The organism is Streptomyces adustus (assembly GCF_009377175.1).
In the GTDB taxonomy this organism is placed as follows: Bacteria; Actinomycetota; Actinomycetes; order Streptomycetales; family Streptomycetaceae; genus Streptomyces; species Streptomyces adustus.
This window is the reverse complement of sequence record NZ_VJZD01000113.1, coordinates 19,564-28,324: the sequence shown is the minus strand read 5'-3', so window position 1 is coordinate 28,324 and position 8,761 is coordinate 19,564. Positions and strand designations below refer to the sequence as shown.

The 8,761-nt window shown below is 70.6% G+C and carries 8 protein-coding genes; 7 read left to right on the top strand and 1 reads right to left on the bottom strand.

Annotated elements, in window-relative coordinates:
• Positions 1 to 244 precede the first annotated feature (244 nt).
• Positions 245 to 1,582, top strand: coding sequence for an MFS transporter (locus FNH09_RS25445; protein ID WP_152891914.1), 1,338 nt, complete (start codon positions 245 to 247; stop codon positions 1,580 to 1,582).
• Between the two features lie 98 nt (positions 1,583 to 1,680).
• On the opposite strand, the gene FNH09_RS25440 is transcribed toward FNH09_RS25445, so the two are convergent.
• Complete coding sequence (locus tag FNH09_RS25440) at positions 1,681 to 2,085, bottom strand: cupin domain-containing protein (protein WP_152891912.1); 405 nt, start codon at positions 2,083 to 2,085, stop codon at positions 1,681 to 1,683.
• A 234-nt stretch (positions 2,086 to 2,319) separates the two neighbouring features.
• Here FNH09_RS25440 and FNH09_RS25435 point away from each other — a divergent pair, with 234 nt between their 5' ends.
• The 6 genes from FNH09_RS25435 to FNH09_RS25410 all read left to right on the top strand — a co-directional run bounded on the left by FNH09_RS25435 (position 2,320) and on the right by FNH09_RS25410 (position 8,729).
• Entirely contained in the window at positions 2,320 to 2,883 is a 564-nt protein-coding gene (locus FNH09_RS25435) for a carboxymuconolactone decarboxylase family protein (RefSeq protein WP_152891922.1), read from the top strand.
• Between the two features lie 38 nt (positions 2,884 to 2,921).
• On the top strand, positions 2,922 to 4,451 hold the full coding sequence (locus FNH09_RS25430) for an ATP-binding cassette domain-containing protein (RefSeq protein WP_162469075.1): 1,530 nt from the start codon (positions 2,922 to 2,924) through the stop codon (positions 4,449 to 4,451).
• Positions 4,448 to 5,464, top strand: coding sequence for an ABC transporter permease (locus tag FNH09_RS25425; RefSeq protein ID WP_338017681.1), 1,017 nt, complete (start codon positions 4,448 to 4,450; stop codon positions 5,462 to 5,464). Before FNH09_RS25430 ends, FNH09_RS25425 begins: the two co-directional genes overlap by 4 nt.
• Before the next feature lie 159 nt (positions 5,465 to 5,623).
• Positions 5,624 to 6,574, top strand: a complete 951-nt coding sequence (locus tag FNH09_RS25420; RefSeq protein WP_152891910.1) for a sugar ABC transporter substrate-binding protein — start codon at positions 5,624 to 5,626, stop codon at positions 6,572 to 6,574.
• A gap of 188 nt (positions 6,575 to 6,762) precedes the next feature.
• Positions 6,763 to 7,674 carry a LysR family transcriptional regulator gene (locus FNH09_RS25415; RefSeq protein WP_152891907.1) on the top strand — a complete coding sequence of 304 codons (912 nt, stop codon included), beginning with the start codon at positions 6,763 to 6,765 and terminating at the stop codon, positions 7,672 to 7,674.
• A 131-nt stretch (positions 7,675 to 7,805) separates the two neighbouring features.
• A complete protein-coding gene (locus FNH09_RS25410) occupies positions 7,806 to 8,729 on the top strand; it encodes a VOC family protein (protein WP_152891905.1) in 924 nt (307 codons plus the stop codon).
• Positions 8,730 to 8,761: the final 32 nt, after the last annotated feature.

The following is an 8,761-nucleotide window of genomic DNA, read 5'->3' as shown; positions in this document are numbered from 1 at the left end:
GGCGCGCACCGAGGTGCGCGCCCACCCCTTCGCGCATACGACGGCAGGCGCCCTTCATCAGATCGTTGATGAGATTGTTGACAAAAGCGTTGACACTCTTGGGGGAGATCCTTAGCGTCTAGCGCACACCGGGTCGGCCGCACGAGCCGCGACGACCCTCCCCCGAGTTCTCGGCTCCGCCCGAGCGGGGGGACCCTCATCGAGTTCCTCCAGGGAACGCCTCCTGGACGAGAGGAAAACAAAGATGTCCTCCTCCCTCGCGCTGCCCGCCCGCGGCAGCAGACTGGCCTTCCTGGTCGTCGGTCTGTGCTGGCTGGCCGTCCTCTTCGACGGCCTCGACATGTTCATCTACGGCTCGGTGCTGCCGCACCTGCTCGCGACGAAGACCTTCGGCCTCACCCCCGACCGGGCCGGCGACCTCGGCAGCTACGCCACCTTCGGCATGCTGGTCGGCGCTCTCACCGCGGGCACCGTCGCCGACCGGATCGGCCGCAAGAAGCTCATGGTCGCCTGTGTGGCCCTCTTCTCGCTGGCCTCCGGCGTGTGCGCCCTGGCGGACAGCCTCGCGGTCTTCGGCCTCGGCCGGACCCTGGCGGGCATCGGCCTCGGCGGCCTGCTGCCCACCGCGATCAGCATGGTCTCCGACTACGCCCCCCGCGGCCGCGGCGCGATCATCATCGGCCTGCTGATGACCGCCCACCACGCCGGCGGCATCCTCTCCGCCTACGTGGCCAAGTGGCTGGTGGAGCCGGTCGGCTGGCAGTCCGCGTTCTGGGTCTGCGTGACCCCGATCCTCTTCGCCCCGGTGCTGGCCAAGTTCCTGCCCGAGTCGCTGAGCTTCCTGGTCGCCAAGGGCCGCACCGAGGAGGCCCGCGCGCTGGCCGACCGCTACGACGTCGAGCTGCCCGCCACCAAGTCGTCCGTCCGCCAGGGCGCGGCCGACCGCTGGAACGCGCTGGTCAACCTCTTCCGCGGCGGCGAGTGGACGCAGACCCTGCTGTACTGGCTGGCCTCCTTCGGCGGCCTGCTGCTGGTCTACGGCGTCGCCACCTGGCTGCCCACCCTGATGCGCGCCGAGGGCTACGAGCTCGGCTCCGCCCTGACCTTCGTGGTCGTCTTCAACCTCGGCGGCATCGTGGGCATGCTGCTGGCCGGCCGGGCCGCCGACCGCTTCGGCGCCCCGCGGGTCTCCGCGCTCTGGTTCGCGCTGACCGCCGCCGGAGTCTTCCTGCTCAGCGTCCACATGCCGATGAGCGTGACCATGGTGGTCGTCTTCCTCACCGGCGTCTTCCTCAACAGCGCCCAGACGATGATCTACGCGACCGTCTCGATCCGCTCCAACCCGGGCGACCGCGCCACCGCCGTCGGCTGGACCTCCGGCATGGGCCGCTTCGGCGCCGTCTTCGGCCCGTGGCTCGGCGGCCAGCTGCTCGCCGCGAACCACGGCGACTGGGGCTTCACTGCCTTCGCCCTGGCGGGCCTGTCCTCGATGGTCTTCATCGGGATCGCCGCCCTGCGCAGCACCAAGGCCGCGGGCACGGGCACGGACAGCGCGGAACAGGAACTGGTCGCCGCGCACTGACCGCGGAACCCACCCGGACCCGGGGGACCATGAGGGACGCCGGCCACCGCGACCACGCGGGGGCCGGCGTCGCGCCTTTGAGGGGGTGCCCGGCGGGATCAGCCCATCTGGTCCGCCGTCGAGAGGTGTTCCACCGTCTCGCCGGTCTCCGTGAACGTGCGGGTGACGTGGCCGGAGGAGTACACCCACAGGATGCGCAGCGGACGGTCGCCGACGTTGCGGAAGAGGTGGGGGATCGGGGAGGGGATGTACGTCGTGTCGAACCGCTCCAGCCTGGTGACCTCGCCGTCGACCCACACCTCCGCCTCGCCGTCGAGGACCGTCACGTGCTCGTCGCAGTTGTGCGAGTGCAGCGGCGCGCCGGAGCCCACCGGATAGACGCTCATCCCGCTGGTGATGCGGTTCTCCCCGCCCGCCGACGAGGTCGTGATCAGCGGTGTCGTCACGACCGAACCGCCCCTGTCCAGCAACGGCACGGACGCGACCTTGATGATCGTGGTCATCCGGGGTTCCCTTCCACTTCCGACGTGATGCGAGGAACGACGTTAGGTCGCGCGGGCGTGAACGGGTGCCCTCCGGCGTGCAGCTTTACCTTGCAATCCGAGAAGGGTGAGCAACCCGGACCCGGCTGTACCGTCACCTGTCACCGCACGGCTTCTCGACCCGTGAGTGAAACGCGCCGGAAAGAAAAGGCAGGTAACGGCCAGATGAGGCTCCCCGTTCTCGACGAAGAGGAAATGGACCCGCGGCAGCAGGAACTGGCGGCCCGTATCGCCGGCCGCCGCGGCGCCGTCCGCGGCCCCTTCCGGGTCTGGCTGCACAGCCCGGAGATGTGCGAACGGGCCGAGTCGCTCGGCGCGTTCGCCCGGTTCGAGTGCAGTCTCCCCAAGCATCTGCGGGAACTCACGCTGCTGATGGCGGCCCGCAACTGGGACGCGCAGTACTCGTGGAACGCGCATGTGCACCAGGCGATCGAGGCCGGCATTCCGCAGACCGCCGTGAAGGCCATCGCCGAAAGGCGCGAGGCGGTCTTCGACAACGAAGTGGACCAGGTTTTCTACCAGTTCTGCCGGGAGATCCTCGACGAGCATTTCGTCACCGACGAGACGTTCGCCCGCGCCCTCGCGCACTTCGGCTCCAAAGGCCTGGTCGACACCATCGGCGCGCTCGGCAACTTCACCATGCTCGGCATGTGCCTGAACACCTTCCAGGTCGACCTCCAGGCCGACAAGGAACCCCCGTTCCCCGACATCCGCGGTTACGGGCGCGTCCCCGCCGCGGCCGACCGGCCGCAGCCGTGAGTTCCCCGACCCGCCCGCGTACGCAGGGAGGTACTGCCGTGACCGCGAAGGAGAGCACCGACAGCGGTGCCGCCACGGCCGCCACGGCCGTCCTGCGGATCCGGGGCGTCCGCAAGAGCTTCGGCGGGGCGGCGGCGCTGAAGGGGGTCGACCTCGACCTCCACCCGGGCGAGATCCACGCCCTGATGGGCATGAACGGCGCCGGGAAGTCGACGCTCGTGCAGGTCCTGTCCGGGGTGCACCAGCCCGACGGCGGCACCGTGGAGGTCGACGGTCACGCACACGCCGGGCTGACCGTGCGCAGGGCCCGCCGGCTCGGCATCGCCTCGGTGCCGCAGCGCCGCGAACTGGCGATGGGCCTCACCGTCGCCGAGAACGTCCTGCTCGGCGACCTGCCCACCCGGCGCGCCGCGGTGCGCTGGAAGGCCGTACGGCAGCAGGCCCGCGAGGCCCTGCACTCGCTCGGCATCGACATCGACGTGGAGCGGACCGCGGGCTCGCTCACCGTCGCCGAGCAGACCATGGTCGAGGTGGCCCGCGAGGTCCGCCGCGGCGGCCGCGTCCTCGTCCTCGACGAACCGACCGCCTGTCTGAGCGCCAAGGACGCCGACCGGATCCGCACCCTGGTGCGCCGACTGCGCGACGACGGCGTCGCCGTCGTCTACATCTCGCACTACATCGACGAGGTGATGGCCGTCGCCGACCGCATCACCGTCCTGCGGGACGGGGCGGTGGTGCACACCGGACCGGCCGAGGAACTCGACCCCGCCGGACTGGTCCGCGCCATGGTCGGCCGGGACGTCGTCTCGCGGCGCCCCGAACGCCCGGCGCCGAAAGATGAACTCGGCCTGAGCGTAAGGTCGTTGAGCCAGGGTCGGGCGATCAGGGACTTCTCCGTCGAGGTGCGCAGGGGCGAGGTCGTCGCCGTCCTCGGACCGGCCGGCGACGCGCAGTCGAGACTGTTCGACCTGCTGTCGGGACGACAGCGGCCCGACAGCGGCGAACTGCACGTGGACGGCCGCCCGGTGGCCGTCGGCAGCATCCCGGCCTCCCTCGGCAGCGGCCTGCGCTGCGTCACGGGCGACCGCCGCACCCTGGGACTCGTACCGGAGCTGTCCCTCGACGAGAACCTGATGCTCGCCGACGACCGCTTCACCCGCCGTCGGCTGCACCGCAGGGACCGACTCGCCCGCCGGGCCGAACCGGTACGCCGCGCCTACGGGGTGGTCTCCCTCACCGGGAACCCTCCGGTGAGCGCGCTGTCCGGCGGCAACCAGCAGAAGGTCCTGCTGGGCAAGTGGCTGGAGACCGGGCCGGCCGCCTGCTTCCTCGAAGACCCCACCAACGGCGTGGACATCGCGGCCATGGCAGACATCCACACCCTCGTCGACGACCTCGCCGCGCGCGGTGTGGCCGTACTGCTCGCCTCCTCCTCCGCCGAGGAGGTCATGCGGCTGGCCGACCGGGTCGTCGTGGTCAGCGCCGGACGCACGGTCGCCGTGCACGACATCACCGCCATCACGCGCGACGAGCTCGTCGCCACCGCTCTCGGAGGTCAACCGCAGTGAGCGTCAAGACCCTTCCCGACGCCCCCGGCGTGGCCGAGCCGCCCGCCGGGCGCCGCTCCCGGTTCTCGCCCGGCGCGCTGCGCGGCGTGCCGCACGCCGGACTGATCGCGGTCCTGGTGATCGTGGTCGCCTTCACCGCGATGCGGACCGAGACCTTCGCCACCGACCGCAACATCGTCAACATCCTGAGCCAGGTCAGCGTCAACGCGGTGCTCGCCGCCGGTCTCACCCTGCTGATGACCGCGGGCGGCATGGACTTCTCCATGGGCAGCAACGTCGCGGTCACCGCCGCGGTCGCGGCCAAGCTGCTGGCGAGCGGACAGCCCACCGGTTGGGCGGTGGCCGTCGCGCTGCTGCTGGGCACGGCCATCGGCCTGGTCAACGGGCTGGTCGTGACGTTCACCAGGGTGGCGCCCTTCGTCGCGACCCTGGCCTCGGCCACCCTGCTCGACGGCGTCGCCCTCCTGGTGCACGACGGCAACACCATCTCCATCGGCACCCGGATGTTCGCGCTGGGGAACAACAAGCTCCTCGGCGTCCCGTACCTGCTGGTCGTGGCGGTCCTGGTACTGGTGGCCGCCGCCCTGGTCATGAGGTTCACCGTGTTCGGCCGGGACGCCTTCGCGATCGGCGGCAACGAGCACGTCGCCCGCCTGAGCGGCATCAACGTCACGGCGCGCAAGCTCGTGCTCTACGGCACCACCGGCGCCCTCTCCGGGCTGGCGGGCCTGATGCTGCTGTCCCGGCTGGGCTCCAGCAGCCCCGGCGGCACCGCCGGCCTCTCGCTGCAACTCGCCGTCGTCGCCGCGGTCGTCATCGGCGGCACCTCGCTCGCGGGCGGCTACGGCACCGTGACCGGCACCGCGCTGGGCCTGGTGCTCCTCGGCGTGGTCGCCAACGCCCTCAACCTCCTGGACTTCTCCAGCAACTACCAGCCGGTCTCCGTCGGCGCGGTGCTGCTCGTCGCGGCCGTCGCCAACGAGATGCACAAGGCCCGCTCCGCGCGGCACTGAGCACCACCCCCCTCGCACCCTCTGCACCCTCCTCGCTTCCGCACGTCCCGATCACAGCTCGCCGTGCTCACGGTCCGTCGCGCCCGCAGCCCGTCGTACCGGCAGTCCGCCGCGCCCGCGGTCCTTCGTGCCCCAGCCCGTCCCGAAAGGCGGTCCACCATGAGACTTCCCGCCCGTTCCCGTCACGCCCTGTTCGCCGCGGTCGCCTGCACCACCCTGGTGCTCAGCGCCTGTGCCGAGAGCGACGACCCGTCGAGCTCCGGCGACGTCACCCTCGGGTTCGTCAACGGCGGCGACACCAGCTTCCACAGCTGTCTGCAGAAGGCCGTCGAGCAGACGGCGAAGACCGAGAACGCCAAGGTCTACACGTCCAACTCGCACCAGAACGCCGGGACCGAGCTGTCCAACATCGAGGACATGATCTCCCGCAACGTCAGCGCGCTGATCGTGCAGACCGTCAACGTCGACGCGCTCAAGGGCGACATAGCCAAGGCGAAGGCGTCCGGCATCCCGATCTATCTGACGTCCGTGGCCACCAGCGACGCCGGCGACATCCTCGGCGCGGCCGTCGTGGACCTGAAGAAGGTCGGCAGCCTGGACGCCGGCTGGATCGCCCAGGACGCCGGCGGCAAGGACGTGAAGGTGGGCATCGTCGCGGGCGCCCCGGGCGCCGCCTCCGACCTGCTGGTGGGCGGGTTCCAGAGCGGGCTGCCGGCAACGGCCAAGGTGGTCGCCAACCAGCCCGGCATGTTCAACCCCGCGAAGGCCCAGGACGTCGCCGAGAACATGATCCAGGCCAATCCGGACCTCGACTACGCCTTCGTCGCCAACGAGGAGATGGCCTTCGCCGTGCGCAAGGCCTTCGACGCGGCGGGCGCCAAGGATGTCAAGATCGTCACCGTCAACGGCACCGACGAGGGGCTGGCCGCGGTCAAGAGCGGCCAGTTCTCCGCCACCGTCGCGAACTCCGCGCTGACCATCGGGCAGACCGCGGTCAAGGACGCGGTCGCCCTCCTTGCCAAGAAGAAGGTTGACAAGATTGCCAACATTCCTCTTGTGTTGGTCACCAAGGACAACCTGAGCGAGGCGCCGCAGTACTGCCCGAAGTAGGTCCCACCGGACCTGCCGCCGGGCCCCCACCGGTCACCGGCGCCCGACTCGCAGGTCCGAGCCGCACGTCCGTCGAGTCGCCGAGATGTCCTGGTGGAGCCGCTGTCAGGACATCGAGGCGGGGTTCGGCGACCCCTTTGCCCCCTGTCCCGGCGCGGGCCGGACAGGGAGTGGTCCCCGGAGGAAACATGGATCGCTTGCTCCTCATGCACAGCTTCGTCACCGTGGCCCAGGTGGGCAGCTTCAGCGGGGCCGCCAAGAAGCTGGGCTCGTCGGGTTCGCTGGTGTCCCGGCACGTCGCCGAGCTGGAACGCCAGGTGGGTGTCCGCCTGGTCAACCGCACCGCCCGCTCGGTCAGCCTCACCCAGCCCGGACAGCGGTACGCGGAGTTCGCCGCCCGCATCCTGGAGGAGATCGAGGCCGAGGACGCCGGCATCGCCCGGCTGCACGACCGGGCCGAGGGGACGCTCAGCATCATCTGCCCCAAATGGATAGGCAGCCTGGACCTCGGCGACGCCATCGCCGCCTTTTCCGCCGCCCATCCGAAAATCCAGGTCCGGTTCGAACTCGGCGGGATGTCGGACCGCACCTACGATTTCCTGGACGGCGGATTCGACGTCGCCTTCCACACCCGGGATCTGCGGGATTCCAGCGTCCGCCTGAAGAAGATCTCCTCGCTGCCCTTCGTGCTGTGCGCCTCGCAGGACTACATCAAGCGGCACGGCGCCCTCGCGCACCCGAACGACGTCGCCGCGCACGACTGCCTCGTGCACGTCAACGACCCGGTGTGGCGCATCGGGCACGGCCACGCGAGCACCCTGCACAAGATCCGCAACATCGCGTTCTCGTCGAACTCCTACATCGCCCTCCAGAAGGCCGCCGTGCACGGCCGGGGCATCGCACTGCTGCCCCAGCGGCCGGCCTACGACGACCTGGTCTCCGGCGCCCTCCAGGTACTCCTGCCGGAACTGGCCGTACCCGACCGCCCGCTGTACGCGATCTACGGTCCGGGACAGGACACCCCGCGCAAGATCAGTGTGTTCCTGGACTTCCTCGCCGACTGGTTCGCGCGCAATCCGTTCCCCGCGATCCGGTCCTGACCAGGGCCTGTTCGGCCGAGCGCGTGGGCCGGCCGCGCAAGAAACGATTGCGCACTCCGTGGAGCTCGGGCCATTGAGGCCCTCGCGCCCCGAAATCTACGCTCGCCAGGCGACCCGGAAACGAGGAATCCATGGGAATCCAGAGAATCGAATCGGTCACCTACAGCATCGACGACCTCGACGAATGCGCCCGGTTCTTCGACGACTTCGGTCTGTTCCTGCTGGAACGGACCGGCGAACACGCGGTGTTCGAGACGCTCACCGGACAGACCCTCCACCTCGACACCGACCCCGGCACCCTGCTGCCGCCGCCGGTGGAGAACGGCCCCACCCTGCGCGAGGTGGTCTGGGGCGTCGACACCGCGCAGGAACTGGAGCGGCTGGTGGCCGCGGTGGCGAAGGACCGCCCGGTGCGCGAGAGCGCCGACGGCGTCCACCACACCGTCGACGAGACCGGCTTCGGCGTCGGCCTCACCCTCGCCCGGCCACGGCCCGCGACCGTCGAGCCCCGGCCCGCCAACGCGCTCGGCAGCGTCCGGCGCTGGAACGAGGCGCTGGCGCCGATCACCCGGGTGCGCCCGCTGCGCATGTGCCATGTCGCGCTCAACATCCCCAAACAGGGCAAGGACGAGGCCGTCGCCTTCTACACCGGCCGCCTCGGCTTCCGCCCGACCGACGTGGTCGAGCCCATGGGCGTGTTCATGCAGGCCCCCGGCGACGACGACCAGCACACCATGCTGCTGTGCCACCGCCCCGACAAGGCGGGCGTCAACCACATCGCCTACGAGGTCCCCGGCTTCGACGACGTGATCGAGGGCGGCAACCACATGATCGACCACGGGTGGCGGGAGGCCCGCCGGCTCGGCCGCCACACCGTCGGCTCCAACGTCTTCCGCTTCCTGCACGCCCCCTGCGGCGGCCGGGTCGAGTACGCGGCCGACATGGACCGCGTCGACGACACCTACGAGACCCGGGTGCACGAGACCACCCCGCCCCACCACATCTGGGCGCTGCGCACCAACCGCGACCAGCAGGACCCCACCCCCGCGTCCTGACCCACGCCCGGCCCGCGGGCCGGACCCCAGCT

Coding starts and splice junctions, on each gene's coding strand:
- FNH09_RS25445 (WP_152891914.1), top strand. CDS start 245: ATGTCCTCCTCCCTCGCGCTGCCCGCCCGCGGCAGCAGACTGGCCTTC.
- FNH09_RS25440 (WP_152891912.1), bottom strand. CDS start 2,085: ATGACCACGATCATCAAGGTCGCGTCCGTGCCGTTGCTGGACAGGGGC.
- FNH09_RS25435 (WP_152891922.1), top strand. CDS start 2,320: ATGGACCCGCGGCAGCAGGAACTGGCGGCCCGTATCGCCGGCCGCCGC.
- FNH09_RS25420 (WP_152891910.1), top strand. CDS start 5,624: ATGAGACTTCCCGCCCGTTCCCGTCACGCCCTGTTCGCCGCGGTCGCC.
- FNH09_RS25415 (WP_152891907.1), top strand. CDS start 6,763: ATGGATCGCTTGCTCCTCATGCACAGCTTCGTCACCGTGGCCCAGGTG.
- FNH09_RS25410 (WP_152891905.1), top strand. CDS start 7,806: ATGGGAATCCAGAGAATCGAATCGGTCACCTACAGCATCGACGACCTC.